The following is a 17,671-nucleotide window of genomic DNA, read 5'->3' on the forward strand; positions in this document are numbered from 1 at the left end:
ATATATATAGAAGTAAGTGTAAGGAAATTGGTCGTGACGCATGATAGACCACTAGCATCTGTTTTCCGTAATATATCTGGTGGGTCATATCCACCAGTTGTAGAAACTTTTGAACGGGGCAAGACAATATTTTTCCCAGGAGACCCTGCAGAGCGTGTCTACGTCTTAATTAAAGGCGCAGTTAAGCTGTCCAGGGTTTATGAAGCAGGAGACGAAATAACAGTAGCCCTACTTCGGGAAAATAGTGTATTTGGCGTACTGTCTCTAATTACAGGCCATAAGTCTGACCGTTTCTACCATGCAGTGGCATTTACCCCAGTAGAGTTAATATCAGTGCCAATTGACCAGGTGGAGAAAGCTCTGAGAGAAGATCCAGAACTGTCAGTTATTTTATTGCGTGGACTATCATCTCGAATCTTACAAACAGAGATGATGATTGAGACATTGGCACACCGAGATATGGGTTCAAGACTGGTTAGCTTTTTGTTAATCCTTTGTCGAGATTTTGGAGTTCCTAGTAAAGAAGGAATTACAATAGACCTTAAGCTATCTCACCAAGCAATTGCAGAAGCAATTGGGTCAACAAGGGTGACAGTTACTCGTCTACTGGGAGACCTCCGGCAAGATAGTATGATATCCATTCATAAAAAGAAAATTACAGTACATAACCCAGTGGCTTTAAGTCAGCAATTTACCTGATTTATCAGGACACATAACAAATTTGAAAATACTGTTAAGGATAAGTTAAAATCAAGCTATAAATTGAAAACTGTAACATCAAGTGTAGGTGGTCAACTCCCAGTTCATCTAAATGTTGCTTGGAGATTCGCGCTCTCCATCCCCCCTCTTGTTCCCCATTTCAAAGGGCAGGGCTGTTTCAAAGTCAAATAAATAATCGCTTAAGGAAAGTTTTGGACATCCAGAGGGGAATTTGGGGATTAAAGTCGCAAAAAGGGGGGATTTTCAGAGTCTGAGGGTCGGAAAAGTTCCCGAACAATCTTGGTGAAATCAAGGGAATTTCTGAAAAATCCATGGAATAACCAAAATTATTGATGGATAAATTTGGGGATAATCTTGGGTAAAGCGTGAAAAATTCTCCCCTGCTCCCCTGGAGCCTTAACCAAGAATGGAACAGCCCTGCCATTTCAAAGGGGGTTTAGGGGGTATGGAGGAAAACCAATCAATCTTGCAGTTTCACACATAATCTGTTAAAATGTTTTTGTTGAATAAATAGACAGTAAATGATTGAAAAAGCGTACAAATTTAGATTTTACCCCACTCCAGAACAAGAAAATTTGTTATGGAGAACTTCGGGTTGTGTACGCTTAGTCTAAAACAAAGCTTTAGCAGCTAGAAATCAAGTATGGTATGAACAAAAGCGACGAGTAAGCTACAAAGAAACTTCAGCTATGCTTACTTGTTGGAAAAAACAGGAAGATTTCGATTTTCTGAGTGAAGTTAGCTGTGTACCACGGAGAGCAAGGTTTGAGACATCTACAAACAGCTTTCACTAATTTTTTTAGTGGACCCCAAAGGTAGCTATGGAGTGTAGGACGAAAGTCAGGGGGTCAATGAATATAGATATCTCCTAATCTATATCAACAACCATACTGAACCCTCCGGGAGAGTTTACCCTACTAAATCAGCCGTAAAAAGGAATAAGGGAACGAGGAAATCTCCCTAAAAACCCTAAGAGTAGAGGTCCAGAACGAAGGTGTGCCATTCAAGGTCAATCTACGCAACTGGACGTAGGTCTTAGGGAGAGTAGGATTGGGTAAGAAGCTCCAAAAAGCAGACGTACCCACTGTTAGACGTAATGTAAGGTAATCAATAGCAATGAACAAGGCCAAAACACTAAAAAGACGTTTAGGAAACCCTAGACCATTTTTAAGCGTGGCATGGGATACAGACGATATACCAGACCCAGTATGTATCAATCCTAATTTCAAATGGAAGGATATCAACTGGAGACGGGTTGAGAAGAATGTATACAAGTTGCAAAAGTTAATTTACAGAGCATCCAGTCGTGGCGAAATCTGCTTTCCGGCGTAAATACCAAAGACTCTGACCAAAAGTTATTACGCAAGGTTGCTAGCTGTTAGGCGCGTGACACAGGATAACCAAGGAAAAAAAACAGCAGGAGTGGATGGAATTAAGAATCTACCTCCGATGCAGAGATTTAACTTGGTGAACCTATTAAATTCACGCCACCTCAAAGCAAGTCCAACCCGTAGAGTCTGGATACCAAAACCAGGTAAAGAAGAAAAACGCCCGTTAGGCATCCCAACGATGTATGACCGAGCGTTACAAGCTCTGGTGAAGCTAGTTATGGAACCAGAATAGGAGGCACGATTTGAACCTAATAGCTATGGTCTTTTCCGGAGGTCAACACATGATGCCATTAAGGCCATTTATGGCAGCATCAAGCAGAAACCTAAATATGTATTTAGATGCTGATATATCCAAATATTTTGACCGAATTAACCATGATGCACTGCTAGGGAAAGTGGGTCAATCCCCCTACAGACGATTAATCAAGCAATGGTTAAAGTCTGGCGTATTTGACAACAAGCAATTCCTAAAATTAAATTAAATAAATTACTGCCTATTTTTAGTTTGGGCAAATCTCCTGAGACGATCGAGTCAAGGAAATATTAAAATAACACAACTACCAGCAGCCGTTAATGACCGCCGGTGTAATCTTAGTATTAGTAATTCTAGTTCTAGGTGGTGTAATAGCTACTATTAGCGATCGCCTAGGCACAAAGGTAGGCAAAGCTAGACTACGAATATTCCATCTTAGACCCCGTGATACTGCTGCTGTAGTTACTATAGTTACTGGCAGTATTCTTTCAGCTTTAACTTTGGCTATCCTATTTGCCACAAGCAAACCATTAAGAAAAGGCGTTTTTAGAATAGATGAAATTCAAACAAAACTTAATGAAACTCGCAAGGAAGTTACAAAAGCTGAACTTGAAACAACTCGTATTAAAAATGAATTAGCAAGAGCAGTCTCTGATTTAGAATTAGCTCTAACTCAGTTGAATCAAGTTAATCAATCTCTAGGCAAAGCGTTAATCCAAAAAACTGAAATAGAAACCCAACTAAGAATAACTCAAGAGCAACTAAATCAAGTTCAAACAGCAAAAGCTCGTACTCAAGAAGAACTAAAACAAGTTCAAGAAGCAAAAGCAAAAACTGAAGCCGAACTTAACTTAACTCAAAATCAATTGAAAAATATCATACAACAAAAAGAAACTCTCAGGCAAGAAATTGAACAATTAGAAATAGAACGTCAACAACTACTAAAAAATTAGGTAGTCATAATATGTAGTGATTTATTGTGGAGAGAGGTAACAGTTAAGGGAAGACCAATAAATAAACCATCTTACTAGCTCGAATCAGCATTCTATCACTACCTACCTTATTAGTGGGGAAAATGACCACAAGAGATTTTAGGATAATTGATAAATTGGAAGTGCCTTAACTGGGAACAGAGAACATAAAATAAGTAGGTAAACAAAATTATTTGTATATTTAGTGTTGAGTTATATTTCTTTCCCAGAGATGGTTTAAGCAAATTTATTTTAGTAAAAAATGCACTAGTTATTTTGTGTTGTTACTTACCCCTGATTTTCTGATTTTCAAGAAATAATCTTTGTACACTACCAAAAATTAATTGTAGCAATTCATTCCTCTTGTGTGAGATACATAATTTTTGGATTTTAGGAACAAGGAACAAAAAAAGAAAATAGGGGATAGGAAAGAGAAAAAAGACTGTAAACTTAAATATGAAAACTTCTATTATATAGCATTTGTTAATCTTTGTAAGTACAGTTATTTTTCTGATTTTCTGTTCCCAGAACCTGGCTTATATGTCCCTCAAAACAACTTATCTAGAAGTCGTCATTACTGTTAAGAAACTATCAAATTGGCATTGCTGAAATGTAATGGTAAGTAGCTGAAGGTCAAATTGAAAAACTTATGTTTTGCGTTGATGCTTAATCTAAAAATCATTACCATTCAGCAACGCCATCAAATTTTCCAACTTGGTCACAGTAATAATTTAATTTGTAACCTTTGACTTTTTACTTTTGAATTTTGCTACAATTTTGTACCTCACTAATAGCTAATAATTGCTATAAGGCTAACTTGAATAAAGAATATTACAAACAAATAGTGTAGGGAAAAAAAGAAACACAAAAGGGAATAAGAACCGAAAAAAAAAGCAATAGAATGGTATATTTTATGGCTGAATTAGATCGATAAGTTTTGACAAAAACAGAAAAATTATAATCAATACTCTATATTATTTGTAGTAAACATTTATCGCGCCTGGTACAATATAATATAAAAAATTATCAACATAAATTAGACAGTATTAATCTGACTACAAAAAAACAATATCAATATTAAAAAATGATTTTAGGATTTGACCCCGGTCGTGATAAATGTGGGATTGCAATTATGGATAAAAACAGGAAATTGCATGATCACCAAGTCGTAGAATCTCCAAAAATTACCACAACAATTACACAACTACATCAACAATTTAATATTAATTTAATTGTCATAGGCGACCAAACCACATCAGAAATCTGGGAACAAAATCTCACAAAAATTATCCCAGAAAAAGTACCAATAATTAAAATAGATGAACGCTACTCTAGCTTAGAAGCTCGCGATCGCTACTGGCAAATATATCCCCCTCAAGGACTTGTTCGTCTAATTCCACCAGGAATGCGAATCCCCCCCAAACCAATAGATGATATTGTAGCCATCATCTTAATCGAAAGATATTTAAACAGTAAATCTATATTTCTTAATTAATTTTAACATCACACCTAAATCAATAAATTTCGTAATATACCTAAAAATTTGTTCAATCATATGTATCAGAAAAAGAATATATAACAGTATAATTCACAGTAAATCAATCTCTCAAAACATATAATAATACTTTTCCTCTCAACAAATAACTAATTAAACCTCAAAACTATCCTTAAAGAATAACAATCCAGCAAAATGTCAAGTCATAATAACATTTTGTAATATAATTGACTACTTCTAAATTGAGAAAGCTGTAATAAGATATTAAGTAAGATTTAATAACTTAATTTATATAAATTGGGAAATTATATAGCCATGAAAGAACAAGAACTGCTCCAGCGATACGAACAAGGAGAAAGAGACTTTAGTGGCCTGAATTTAACCGGAGCTGACTTGAGAAGAGTAATTCTGATCGGAGTCAACTTCTCCAAAACTAATTTAACAGGAGCAAATTTAAGTAGAGCTTTTCTCACAAAAACTCAATTCAATGAAGCATTATTATATAGGGCTAACCTCAGCTTTGCCAAAATGGGTGAAACTAGAATGGCTGATGCTGACCTGACAAAAACAAATCTTAGTGGAGCTTTTTTAGTAAAATCAAAATTGCCTAAAGCAAATTTAACTGGCGCTAATCTTACAGGTGCCAACCTTCGACGGTCTAATCTATCGAATGCTAATCTATGCAGCGCCACTTTAGAATCTACTAATCTGCGAGAATCTAATCTTACAGGTGTTAACCTTAATTGGGCTAATATGTATGAAGCAAAACTAATCGCAGCTAGACTATTCCATACTCAACTGACAGGAGTTAATTTCAGAAGAGCTTACTTAAATGGAATAGATTTAAGGGCAGCAGACTTAAATGGAGTTAACTTTAGTGAAGCGAAGTTAAATGGAGCAAATTTGGCAGGGGCAAACTTACTAGCAACTAATTTTAGCAGAGCCTTAATGCGGAATATAAAATTAAATGGAGCCAATCTAACAGGGGCAAATTTAACACAAGCTAATTTAGTCAGAGCAAATTTGAATTGGAGTAAACTTTATGAAGCTGACTTGAGTGAAGCTGACTTGAGTGAAGCAACATTTATTGGAGCAAATCTAGAAAAAGCAGAGTTAGTTAATACGATTTTACCAGCATCAAAAAAACCTAAGCATTCAGCTAGCTTGAATTCAGCATTCAGCTTTTGAATATAAAAACTTACTAAGATTAGCTAATGACCTTTTTCTTGATAATTTTTAATTCTCCTTGGAAACTAATTCCTCCTTTGGTATCATAATGAGTTAATAATACCAAATTCCAAAAAGGCAGTTACATCTTAAGATTGTGATTTATTCCTACAATAAAAAATTATAAATTCCATAAATTGTAAAAATCAAATATTTTTTCATCTTTTATTATTATTTTCTTTCCCTTCATACCTATTCCCTATTCCCTGTGTCGTGACTGTAGCAATATTTTATGAAATTGGTATAACTTATAGCTAATAGCTGAAGGCTGAATGCTTACAATAAAACTATCTTTTAGTTTTGCTAGTGCCAGATAATTCAGCTTTTGACTAAATTCAATATCAATCAACTAAAAACTCAGAGGAAAATCAAAATAAAGTTATGAGTTTAACTAATTATGGTGTTGTTTTCGTAAATGTTCCTTCTCTAGATGAAACTAAGGTAATTGCCAAATCTTTAGTAGAATCAAAATTAGCAGCTTGTGTAAATATCTTTCCAGTTCACTCAATTTATAATTGGGAAGGAGAGTTATGTTCAGAAGATTCCTATAATTTATTAATTAAAACAGATTTAGATAAGTTTGACATCCTAGAATCAAAATTAACAGAATTACACTCTGACGAAATACCAGAAATAATTACTCTACCAATTGTTTCTGGTTATGCTCCTTATATGCAGTGGATGGCTGAACAAATTAAGGGTTGAGTTGAAGAAAATATGACTTAAACTAAAGTTTGAGAATATTTATCTTTGAGTAATGAGGAAAAAAATCTGTAAGCTGGTAATAGATTAATATAAATTATAAAACTATATTCTTTTTGTAGTGCTTAAAAAAATGAATCAACTATTACGGTATCCGCAATAATTAACTGAGGTAGTCTCATACATCAGATTTTCGGAGTGCTTGAGAAAATGAATTGACTATTGCGCTATCCGCAATAATTAACTGAGGTAGTCTCATCCACCAGATTTTTGGAGTGCTTGAGAAAATGAATTGACTATTGCGCTATCCGCCATAGCGATGATAAATATTTAATCAGACATAATAATTAGATATACTTTACGGATTTCAGAGGTAATCAACTGTACTACCTAAGTATTAAGACTGGTACAGAAAAAGTAAATAAAATAATGAATCAAAACCGCATCCAAACCTATATAAATCTCATTCAAAAACTCTTAAGCACCCCCACAGAAAAAACAGCTCAAATCCTAGCAAGTCACCAAGAATTATTAGATAAAGGATTACTCCAAACAATAACAATGGTGGCACAGACATCAGGAGAAAAAGGAAACCAAGAAGTTAAAGAAATCCTACTTACCTTAGCAGTACAACTATCAGAAAAATTAGAAATCTCAATTACAGAAAACACCTCAGCAACAGCAACCCCTTTAGAATATTTAGAATTTTTAACCCAGGTATTACAAGCAACTCACGAAAGCAAAAAAAATCCTCAAATTATTCATCCTATTTTGCAAGAAAACCTCAACAAACTAGACGAAGGTTTAGTAGAAACCTTACAAACTTGGGCAACCTCAACTTTAAAAGAAACAAAACCAGAAGAAGCCGATCAAATTGCTGTAGATATAGTTAATTTTAGTAATCAGATACAAAAATTTCCCCTTGGAAACAAAGCCAATAATTTAGAAATAGCAATTACTGGATATAAAACAGGATTAACTTTTTACGAAAATTATTCTGAATCTCATCATTTGATAAGCATTCAAAACAAACTTGGCACTGCCTATCTAAACAGAATATATGGAGAAAAATCTGAAAATATTGAACAGGCGATAGAAATTTATCAAGAAACATTGAATCTAATAGATAAAGAAGATAATCCCCAAGATTTGGCAATAACTCAAAATAATTTAGGCAATGCTTATAGCTGTAGAATTGAAGGAGATAAAACGAAGAATATTGAAGAAGCAATCACTGCTTATCAAAAAGCACTGCCAATTATTACCAAAGAAAACTTCCCCCAAAAATGGGCAACTATTCAAAATAATTTAGCCAATGTCTACTTGACTAGAATTGCAGGAAACTTAGAGGAAAATATTGAATTAGCAATAGAGGCTTATCAACAAACATTAGAAGTTATTACTCAGTCAGAAAATTCTCTAGATTGGGCAATAACTCAAAGTAATCTAGCCAATGCTTATAGCTGTAGAATTGAAGGAGATAAAACGAAGAATATTGAAGAAGCGATCGCTGCTTATCAAAAAGCACTGCCAATTATTACCAAAGAAAACTTCCCCCAAAAATGGGCAACTATTCAAAATAATTTAGCCAATGTCTACTTGGCTAGAATTGCAGGAAACTTAGAGGAAAATATTGAATTAGCAATAGACGCTTATCAACAAGCATTACAAGTTATTACTCAGTCAGAAAATTCTCTGGATTGGGCAATAACTCAAAGTAATCTAGGCAATGCCTATCTAAATAGAATTACAGGAAATTTAGAGGAAAATATTGAATTAGCAATAGACGTTTATCAAAAAGTATTAGAAATTATTAACCAGGAAAATCAACCTAGCCACTGGGCAAATATTCAAAAAAATCTTGGCACAGCTTACTTAAATAGAGTCAGAGGAAAAGTCGGCGAAAATATTGAATTAGCAATAGCAGCTTATCAAGAAGCGTTAAAAATTTTTACTGTAGATAATTTCTTAGATTGGGCGATCGTTTCAATTAATCTCGGCACTGCCTACCTAAATAGAGAAACAGAAAAAAGAGCTGAAAATATCGAAATAGCAATTAAATTTTATCAACAAGCGCTGGAAGTTATTAATCCAGAAAAATTTACTTTATGGTGTGGAATTATTCAAAAAAATCTTGGAGATGCTTATAGTTATAAAGCTACAAAAGATATTGCTAATTTTCAGCCAAATATTGACTTAGGTATTAGAGCATATCAAGAAGCATTGAAGATTATTACTGTAGAAAGTTTTCCATTAGAGTGTCTAGAAATTTATCGAAAATTAGGAGATTTAGAATTTAAGCAACAAAACTGGCAACTTGCTATTGAAAGTTATCAAATAGCAATTAATTTGCTAGAAATGACTCAAAGTTTGGCAAAAAGTGAGTCATCTTACCGAGAGATTTTAGCCGAATCAATTTATATTTATGGCAACATCGTAGAGTGTTATGTCAATATTGGAAAATATGAACAAGCATTAGAATATGTAGAAGCTTCCCGCTCTCGTCGTTTAGTAGAGTTAATAACTATTAATGACATTTATCAAGACGAGGAAAAATCACCAGAAGTAGAAGAATATTATGATCTACAACAACAAATTAATCAACTAAATTTTGATGTTAGTAGAATTAATAAACCTATGACAGTAGGTAGTCAGTTTTCCATCAAAGAAATTGAATCTGAGAGTCAACCGCTTCGAGGAAGTAAAAATTCAAAAGTCAAAAGCGAGTGTGTAATTCTGAGGTCTCCATTTCCTGCGGAAACGCTTCGCGAACAGAATGTAAGACCCACTCAAGACAGTCAAAAGTATAACCTAATTGATGAATCAGGAGAGTTGTATCCGGTTAATTTTTTTTGTCAAGAAAAAATCGCTGTCTTGAGAGAAAAACAACAACAACTTTGGGAAAAAATCCGGAGTAGTAATCGTGTACTGGCAGAACAATTACAAGTTACATATCTAAGTTTCGCAGAAATTCAGCAGTTAGTTAAAGATGAGGAAACTGCTGTTCTTGATTTTTATTCCACTAGAAACAATACTTATATATTTATTCTGACTCACCAGCAAATTAATGTTCATATTTGCCAAGGAGAAGGAATTGAAAACCTACAGAATTGGATACATCATAATTGGTTAAAACCCTATGGCAAAAATCGCAGCGAGTGGCATAATCAGATGAATATTTTTCTCTCAGAATTAGCAAATAGATTAGAATTAAATCAACTGATTGAACAACTAGCTGAGGCGAAAGAATTAATTATAGTTCCTCATTTATACCTACATCAAATACCTTATGCTGCCTTACCAATTATTAGAGAAAAAGAAACCAAATATTTTTGTGATTACTTCCGTTTAAGAATCGTACCTAGTTGTCAAATTCTCAGTTATTGTTCAGAGCAATCGCTAATTTATAATCCCCGTAAAATGGGCATTGTGGAAACTCCTATAGATAATAAGTTTTATACAAGATATGAATGCGAAAATATAGCAAATATGCACTTAATTTCTCCCCAAAAGCGTCTGCAATATAGCCAAGCAACAATTAATAATTACCAAAACTTTATTCAACAAGTACAAGTGCTACACTCCAGTCACCTTTCTAGTGCAAATATAGTTAACCCCTTAGCATCAAAACTGAAATTATTTGATGGCGATATACCTCTTAGTCAGGTTTTTACTTGGCAGTTACCTAAATTATTTGATGTATTTCTTTCTAGTTGCGAAATCAACCTAAATCAAACTGAAATTTCCGACGATATCCTCACATTTGCTACTGCTTTTCTTAGTGTAGGTGCCCGTCATATAATTAGTTCATTATGGTCAGTAGAAGATTTAACTACAGCATTATTTTGCCTGTTCTACTATCAAAATCGCCAACAATATAAGCATAAGCATTCTGAAGCATTACAAAAAGCTCAAAATCAACTTCGGTATTTAACAGGAACTCAACTTAGGAGTTATAAAAAGCAATTAGAAGAATATCTAGAGCAATATATGAAACACGAAAATCCAGAAAAAATCCAACAAGAAAAAGAAAAGTTATCATGGTTTTGTCAGGATAATTTTCCATTTACTCATCCTTATTACTGGGCAGGTTTTATTTCCCAAGGTATTTCTTAAAACATTTAAAAGTTATCAGACATAGTAATGGGGGATACTCAACAGAAGTAGCTCCACTTCTAGAAACCACAAAAACTTGTAGAAACTTCCAGTGATAGTTGGGTATTAAACTCATACAGGAAAAGATAAAATAGAACCTTTTCTACTAGAGATGTTTTTGGTAAACATCTCTACTTATAAAATTAATACCAATTCTCAAAAATTTTGCTCTACTTGGAATTTATATTTCTAGATACCATTTATTGACGTGATGTAATTTTTTAATAATATTTGTTATTTTGATGGTTATTTTGGCAGTTTCCAAGTGTAATATTACTTTTTATAATTTTATAAATAGTATAACTAGCTATCAGCTAAAAACTGGAACATTAACTGAGAATAGGGATTTATAGTAAATATTTACTAATTTAGTATAGCTATAGCAATTCCCAAAAAGCGTGAGGTACAAAATTGGTTTGTTGCGCGGGAGTAGGTAGGGACGTTGCATGCAACGTCTGTACGAAGTAGGGAGTAGTAATTCTGGTTCGGTGGTAATAGAAAAGAATAAAAACAACTGTACCTCACTAACTTGAGAAACGCTATATTTAGTTAAGCAAGAAAGAAAAAAATGTTCTAGGAAAGAAAGGTAGATATTTTGCCAATAGATTATCTCAAATCCATTTATATAGCCTTTCATTAAGATAGAATACAACTATCAGGTCTGTAACTTATCAAACTTAAAATATACTTATCTTGTTTCTGTAGTCTACATTTGTCAAAGCCACTATAATTATACCAATTTGACAAGCACTCTCTTACCAATCAATAATTCATTTAACAGGTATAATTTTCTCAAAGTATTGTCACTTCAAAGGTTTATATCTGTTGATAAAGAATAGCTTTACCTTGTCTCTTTCCAGAATCTCTCCACCCTCTTTTTTCTAAATCACCTAATCTGTTAAGAGTCGTTATATACGCAGGAGAACAACCGAACAATTCTCCCAGCTCTCGTGCAGTTTTTAATTCTTTACCCTCATTGTTAAATTGATTTTTTTTAACTTCTTTTTTATCAATTCTTTCTTTTCTTAATATTTTTCTATCTTGATATTTATCTCTAACTACTTCGCTTTTATTTCCTACATTAATTAATTTATTCTTATTTTTAGTAGTGACTAATTCTTCAGTTTTATCTATTTTTTCAATCCCTTGAATCAACTTTTTTTCTATGTATTTATCTATATACCTATCCAATTTATTTCCTATATACTTTCCTATTTCTGCATCAATTTTAGTTTCCAAACCAACTGATAAAAAATTTTGATAATTATCTATTTCTTCTGCTAAATAAAGCTCAACTAACAACTGTAGAACTTCTGATATGGAAGCACCGTTATCCTTACACTTTACTTGGAAACGTTCCCAGTTACCACGAGTTAATTGAAAATGTACCTGAATTTTATCTTCTCGATCATTGTTAGACATATTCACCAAATACCTAGGTAAAGAAATTCAACCATTTCATTTATGGCTTATTGCTTGACAGTCTACAGTCATCTATCTACTGGTTATGATACTATTTATAATTATATACAAAAATTCCAAAAATTATAGAAAAATTTTCTCTAAAAATTATACCTACTTAATTGATAAAATTTATTTTCTTTAGATTAATTACTTCATAATTATTATCAATAAAACTACTATAATTTACTTCTTAAGAAAGTCTCTGATTAAAGATATTAAAGTTATCATAACTACACTAAAAATTTGATAGCTTGTAAGTACCTGGAGAGAAATATTTATATGAAATACAAAAAATTGTGCAAATATATGAATCTCCCTATCTCCCTATCTCCCCATCTTCCCATCTTCCCATCTCCCCATCAATCTTTGGTAGCAAACATTAACGTATTTCATATTACATACTGGGTTATTGCCAGACAAAGGTTTTAGTTTAAAGCAGTTTTCATTTTGGTAGATTACATTAGAGAACTTTCATGGAAAGTCCCTACAATATTTTGCTTGTGACATGAGTTCAATAATGAATAATGAATAATTAATAATTACCTCTTCTGTAATAGAAGGATTGGCTAAAAGGAATTTTTTTCTTCTCTTGGTCGATTGAATATGGCCTTAGCGGAGCGGCTCTGTAAGAGCGGGAAACCTCGCCATCCCATCCTACGGACTGCTCCGCAAACGACCGCTTTTTTCTCCATGAATGGAGGGGCTTTATACCTTAATTTTTCGGTAATTGATTTGAAAAGTGTTATAAATATTGCTGTGCAATTGCCTTGAAAATCCCAAACAACTCATCTGTGGTTTCTATAATTGGTTTGGGTTGAATCCCACATAAAACATTGAACTATTAACCTAAAACCTTCTTTCAGGTAAAGAATACCACTTACTCTTTGTAAGAGTATATATGTATCTATCAAAAATTATTGAGGAAATATATCAACAAATTTAATCAAAAAATCTATATAGTGTTTCTGTGCCTAATGAGGTAAAAATATTTTTATTTGTATTATGTTCCCTATTCCCTATTCCCTGTTTCCTAAAACCAACGAATGCGCGTACCTCACGCTTTTGGGAATTGCTATATAATTAAAAAAAACTAACATTTAAGCAATAACTAATTTAAAAATAAACTTCCAGTTTCCTCAATTAACAAACTAGATTTATCCAAATTGAAATCATTAGTTTCAGTCATAATCAGCTCTAAAAGACCCTTTTCAGCAATGAGCTGTGGTTTTATCAATAAAAAGCCTCCCTTCTCCCGATAGAAAGTAATATTCACAGGCACTTTCAATGTCCTTAAAATAACTTCAGATTTTCCTGATAACTGACGTTGTGTAGTATCTCCAATTACTTCATAGGAAATTTTAGCAGCAGTTTTATTTGTGAGTTTGATATTGACAAAACCATTCACAGGTTTGATAATTCCAAGAGGCAATTGTCTTTCTCTAGGTAAAGGAGCTGTTGAGTCATTAACAATTGATTTTTCTGAAGGCTGACTTGGCTGATTTTCAAGAGTATTTGAAGGTAATACGGTCGAAGACTTTTTTTCTTGAGAAGCGGATTTAGGTATAGGAGAATCAAAACGAGGCAACTGTGCTAGGCTGATTGTAGGCCAAATTACACTTAATAGCAATATAAGTATAGGTCTACAAATTGCAATCTTTAGTCCAGTATTTATGTTGAATAACTGATTAATAAACTGCATAATTGTTTAGCTAAACAATCTAATTTTTGTTATTAGTTAAATACCTACTATTATCAGGACTTACGCAGGCAACCCCAGAAACCGGGGTTTTTAGCCAATGTTTATTGTTAAAAATAACGATTTATCCTAAAAACCCGGTTTTTTTGCGTAAGTCCTATTATATCAGGAAAGTGTTATATTAAAAAATCTATGAAAAGTTACGATTGGATTGTAGTCGGAGGTGGTATAACTGGGGCAGCTCTTAGTTATGAACTGGCAAAAAAAGGTTTTGCTGTACTCCTGTTAGAAAAATATTCTACTTTAAAAGGTGCAACTCGTTATAGTTATGCTAGTTTACCCTACTGGTCTGGAACTACAGATTTGACCAATCAACTTTTTCAGGAAGGAAAACAACACCATCATTATCTATCTGAAGAATTACAAACAGATACTCAATTTCGAGAGCTAGATTTATTGCTAACCATTGCCACCGAATATGACCCAGAAAAAATAGCTACTAATTTCTCTAAGTGTAATATTGTACCTCGCCTCATAAGTGTCGAAGAAGCCTGTGAAATGGAACCCTTACTAAATAAACAGGCGATCGCAGGAGCTTTCGCTGTTACCCACGGTCATGTTTCTCCAGAAGCCATAACTTTAGGATACTGTCAAGCATTTATCAGGTTAGGAGGTCAAATTGAAATTTTAGAAGTAACTGGGTTAGTCAAAACTGGCAATAATGATCTGCATCACTACCCCAAACGCATAACCGGAGTCTACACCACAGATAAAACCTATCATGCTGCTAATGTTGTTATTTGTGCAGGTGGAATTTCCCGTCACTTCCTAAAATCAGCAGGCATCCCTACCCGTGTTTATTTCACCCATGCTGAAATGTTAGAAACTCCTCCCGTAGAAGTGCAACTAAATACTCTTGTGATACCAGCAGTAGAGAAACGTTTAAATTCTGAAGCTGTTACAAGTACAATTGAGCTTGAGCAAATGTGGGATGAACCTGGTCACGAGTTTGTGCCATTTAGCTTAGACGCTGGCGCAATTCAATTTAAAAACGGTAGCATCAGAATAGGTCAAATTTCCCGCGTACTCACTGACCCCCAGGCTAAAGTCGATCCTATTCAAAGTGAAACTGCTATGCGAGTAGAGATAGGAAAAATTTTGCCTGCATTAGAAAATTTACCAGCAACCTGGCATCACTGCTTAGTAGCATACAGTGCTGACGACTTACCCCTCATAGGAGCTATTCCTAATCTAGAAGGAATACATATTTTTTCTGGTTTTAGTAGTCCATTCGCACTGGTACCTCCCCTAGCTAAAAGATTTGCTAATTATGTAGCAGGGGAAAATGATGAGATTATCCCACAGCTATCTCCTAGTCGCTTTCTCTAGTTAATTAGGGTTTGCTGAAAAAGTCTTTTTGTTGAAGCAGGGAGTAGGGAGTAGTTAGGAGTCAGGAGGCGTGGGGAATTGGGGAATTATAGAGGAGATAGTCGGATATATTTGTCCCTTGATTTTTCTGTCCTTGTTGCCCAAAATACTAACTTTTTGAGCGTGAAGAGCTGAAAATATGGTACTTTTTTCGATTGTAAAACGGCTTAAACCTTTATATTTCAATGCTTTTATATTTAATCAGCAAGCCCTAATTAGACATCTCCAGAAAAGATGGAGTAGAGAGTAGGGGGACAAATTTGATGTATCTAGTGCGATAATTGATTTTATTTTTTATTGTTGGAGATGTCTATTAGATCTTCTGGTGGTCGTGCATTGTCATTATTTTTGTTAGGGGGCACAGTAGTGGGAGCATCTTGCTCCCGTGCTAGGCATTTCTTGTTCCTTGTATACCATTACTATAGAGAACTACCGTTCTCCTCATAGCTATATTTTGATATCCTTGCCTAACATTCCGTAATCACTATATAATACATCGTATTACATATTATAGATAAACAATCAAGAATAACTAAAAATCAAATATGCCATACGAAAAACTGAACCTCTCAACCCCAAAACCAGTATTGTCTTGGGCAAATCATCGCCTAGAGCATCAAGAACACAAAATGGCCAAAAATGTAGCATCCTTACCATTTGTGTTCAAACACGTTGCTCTAATGCCAGATGTCCATTTAGGTAAAGGGGCATTAGTAGGTTCTGTCATTGCCACAAAAGAAGCAATAATTCCTGCTGCTGTAGGTGTAGATATTGGTTGTGGAATGTGTGCAGTAAAAATGCCTTTTGTTGCCGAGCGACTAGAAGGCAAACTCAAAAAAATCAGACAAGATATAGAAGCAAGTATTCCTGTAGGATTTTCTGACAACAAAGACATAGAAAAATCTGTCACTAACTGGCAGAATTGGAGAAAGTTTAAAGAATTACATCCAGGAGTAAAAAATCTAGAAAGTAAAGCTCTCAAACAAATGGGTTCTCTAGGTGGAGGCAACCATTTCATCGAACTTTGTCTCGATACAGAAAACAACGTTTGGTTAATGTTACACTCAGGTTCTCGTCACATTGGTAATAAATTAGCTCAATGCCATATTGACACTGCCAAGGAATTAGCAAAATTGGCAGATACAAAATTGCCAGATTTAGACTTAGCCTATTTTGTCACTGGTACACCAGAATTTGCAGCTTACTGGCGCGATCTACAATGGGCACAAAATTATGCTCGGTTTAATCGAGATGTAATGATGGCTCGTTTTAAGAGAATAGTTGAAAAGCACTTAGTAGGAGGTAAACCAACAAAACCATTATTAGAAGTTAACTGTCATCACAATTATGCTGAAAAAGAAGTACATTTTGGTGAAGAAATTTATGTAACTCGTAAAGGTGCTGTGCGAGCGCAGAAAGAAGATTATGGAATTATCCCTGGTTCAATGGGGGCAAAATCTTTTATTGTTAAAGGTAAAGGAAACCATGAAAGTTATTGTAGCTGTAGTCATGGCGCGGGCAGGTTAATGTCTCGAACTCAAGCTAAAAAGCGTTTTTCTGTTGATGATTTAGTTAAGCAAACTGAAGGAGTAGAATGTCGGAAAGATGGTGGTGTTATTGATGAAATTCCAGGTGCTTATAAGTCTATTGAAGAAGTAATGAATCAGCAAACTGATTTAGTAGAAATTGTGGCAACTCTTAAACAAGTTGTCTGTGTGAAAGGATAAATTATTTCTCTATTTGTCTATTTGTTTGCTTATCCATAAAAAAACAAAAAGCCTGTTTACGAAATTTGAGAAGCAGGCTTTAATCAATAATAATCTTGGAATAATTAGGAAGAAGATATCAATAAATTAAATATTCTAATATTAACAAAAAAAGAATAAAGATGTCAATCCACTACTGCCAAAAACAACAAAACACCTTTCCCATATATCAGGAAAGATGCTTCATTAAATATTACCCTGGCATCGAGCTATTTTCACATGGGGCGACCCCCAAAGTATCTTCGCCAGCGCTACGTTTCACTTCCGAGTTCGAGATGGATCGGAGTGGGTCCATAGCCTCATAGACACCAGGAATAAAAGAAACAATGAAGGCTGCATAGTCAGAAATCAAAGGTTGAAGTTGAGGTCAAGCCCTCGGTCTGTTAGTGTGTCTTAGCTCCAT

General features: G+C 34.2%; 10 protein-coding genes, 1 rRNA gene and 2 pseudogenes. 10 read left to right on the plus strand and 3 right to left on the minus strand.

The features are described 5' to 3' along the window. The first annotated feature begins 33 nt into the window (after positions 1–33). The 8 genes and pseudogenes from ntcA (at position 34) to ACP6PM_RS36525 (ending at position 10,875) form a co-directional block, all read left to right on the plus strand. Complete coding sequence (gene ntcA / locus ACP6PM_RS36490; protein WP_426548886.1) at positions 34–699, plus strand: global nitrogen regulator NtcA; 666 nt, start codon at positions 34–36, stop codon at positions 697–699. 542 nt (positions 700–1,241) lie between these two features. Continuing rightward, positions 1,242–1,527: pseudogene (locus ACP6PM_RS36495) on the plus strand (helix-turn-helix domain-containing protein); the annotation flags it as partial. A gap of 309 nt (positions 1,528–1,836) precedes the next feature. Continuing rightward, positions 1,837–2,578, plus strand: a pseudogene (locus tag ACP6PM_RS36500) (reverse transcriptase N-terminal domain-containing protein); the annotation flags it as partial. Between the two features lie 106 nt (positions 2,579–2,684). Then, positions 2,685–3,317, plus strand: a complete 633-nt coding sequence (locus tag ACP6PM_RS36505; RefSeq protein WP_293093782.1) for a DUF3084 domain-containing protein — start codon at positions 2,685–2,687, stop codon at positions 3,315–3,317. Between the two features lie 1,102 nt (positions 3,318–4,419). Next, positions 4,420–4,830, plus strand: coding sequence for a pre-16S rRNA-processing nuclease YqgF (locus tag ACP6PM_RS36510; RefSeq protein WP_426591778.1), 411 nt, complete (start codon positions 4,420–4,422; stop codon positions 4,828–4,830). 315 nt (positions 4,831–5,145) lie between these two features. After that, positions 5,146–6,018, plus strand: a complete 873-nt coding sequence (locus ACP6PM_RS36515; protein WP_426591779.1) for a pentapeptide repeat-containing protein — start codon at positions 5,146–5,148, stop codon at positions 6,016–6,018. A 420-nt stretch (positions 6,019–6,438) separates the two neighbouring features. After that, on the plus strand, positions 6,439–6,762 hold the full coding sequence (gene cutA / locus ACP6PM_RS36520) for a divalent-cation tolerance protein CutA (RefSeq protein WP_426591780.1): 324 nt from the start codon (positions 6,439–6,441) through the stop codon (positions 6,760–6,762). 426 nt (positions 6,763–7,188) lie between these two features. Continuing rightward, on the plus strand, positions 7,189–10,875 hold the full coding sequence (locus ACP6PM_RS36525; protein WP_426591781.1) for a CHAT domain-containing protein: 3,687 nt from the start codon (positions 7,189–7,191) through the stop codon (positions 10,873–10,875). An 855-nt stretch (positions 10,876–11,730) separates the two neighbouring features. Here the strand turns inward: ACP6PM_RS36525 and ACP6PM_RS36530 are convergent. Next, positions 11,731–12,336: a hypothetical protein gene (locus ACP6PM_RS36530; protein ID WP_426591783.1), complete on the minus strand. Its 606-nt coding sequence runs from the start codon at positions 12,334–12,336 to the stop codon at positions 11,731–11,733. A 1,150-nt stretch (positions 12,337–13,486) separates the two neighbouring features. Then, complete coding sequence (locus ACP6PM_RS36535) at positions 13,487–14,077, minus strand: hypothetical protein (RefSeq protein WP_426591784.1); 591 nt, start codon at positions 14,075–14,077, stop codon at positions 13,487–13,489. A gap of 189 nt (positions 14,078–14,266) precedes the next feature. Here ACP6PM_RS36535 and ACP6PM_RS36540 point away from each other — a divergent pair, with 189 nt between their 5' ends. Together ACP6PM_RS36540 and ACP6PM_RS36545 are read left to right on the plus strand one after the other, a co-directional pair. Next, positions 14,267–15,463 (plus strand): NAD(P)/FAD-dependent oxidoreductase, encoded by a 1,197-nt coding sequence (locus ACP6PM_RS36540; RefSeq protein WP_426591785.1) that lies wholly within the window; start codon positions 14,267–14,269, stop codon positions 15,461–15,463. 584 nt (positions 15,464–16,047) lie between these two features. Next, the gene (locus tag ACP6PM_RS36545) at positions 16,048–17,229 is read left to right on the plus strand and encodes an RtcB family protein (protein WP_426591786.1); all 1,182 of its coding nucleotides are present in this window, start codon (positions 16,048–16,050) and stop codon (positions 17,227–17,229) included. Positions 17,230–17,464: 235 nt separating this feature from the next. On the opposite strand, the gene rrf is transcribed toward ACP6PM_RS36545, so the two are convergent. After that, positions 17,465–17,581 (minus strand): 5S ribosomal RNA (gene rrf / locus ACP6PM_RS36550). Positions 17,582–17,671 lie beyond the last annotated feature (90 nt).

It is taken from the genome of Dapis brunnea BLCC-M229 (genome assembly GCF_050015995.1).
GTDB lineage: Bacteria > Cyanobacteriota > Cyanobacteriia > Cyanobacteriales > Microcoleaceae > Trichodesmium.

What these genes read in the sequence shown, in the direction of transcription:
- ACP6PM_RS36525 (WP_426591781.1), top strand. Translation starts at nt 7,189, where the DNA reads ATGAATCAAAACCGCATCCAAACCTATATAAATCTCATTCAAAAACTC.
- ACP6PM_RS36540 (WP_426591785.1), top strand. Translation starts at nt 14,267, where the DNA reads ATGAAAAGTTACGATTGGATTGTAGTCGGAGGTGGTATAACTGGGGCA.
- ACP6PM_RS36535 (WP_426591784.1), bottom strand. Translation starts at nt 14,077, where the DNA reads ATGCAGTTTATTAATCAGTTATTCAACATAAATACTGGACTAAAGATT.
- ACP6PM_RS36545 (WP_426591786.1), top strand. Translation starts at nt 16,048, where the DNA reads ATGCCATACGAAAAACTGAACCTCTCAACCCCAAAACCAGTATTGTCT.
- ACP6PM_RS36515 (WP_426591779.1), top strand. Translation starts at nt 5,146, where the DNA reads ATGAAAGAACAAGAACTGCTCCAGCGATACGAACAAGGAGAAAGAGAC.
- cutA (WP_426591780.1), top strand. Translation starts at nt 6,439, where the DNA reads ATGAGTTTAACTAATTATGGTGTTGTTTTCGTAAATGTTCCTTCTCTA.
- ACP6PM_RS36510 (WP_426591778.1), top strand. Translation starts at nt 4,420, where the DNA reads ATGATTTTAGGATTTGACCCCGGTCGTGATAAATGTGGGATTGCAATT.
- ACP6PM_RS36530 (WP_426591783.1), bottom strand. Translation starts at nt 12,336, where the DNA reads ATGTCTAACAATGATCGAGAAGATAAAATTCAGGTACATTTTCAATTA.
- ACP6PM_RS36505 (WP_293093782.1), top strand. Translation starts at nt 2,685, where the DNA reads ATGACCGCCGGTGTAATCTTAGTATTAGTAATTCTAGTTCTAGGTGGT.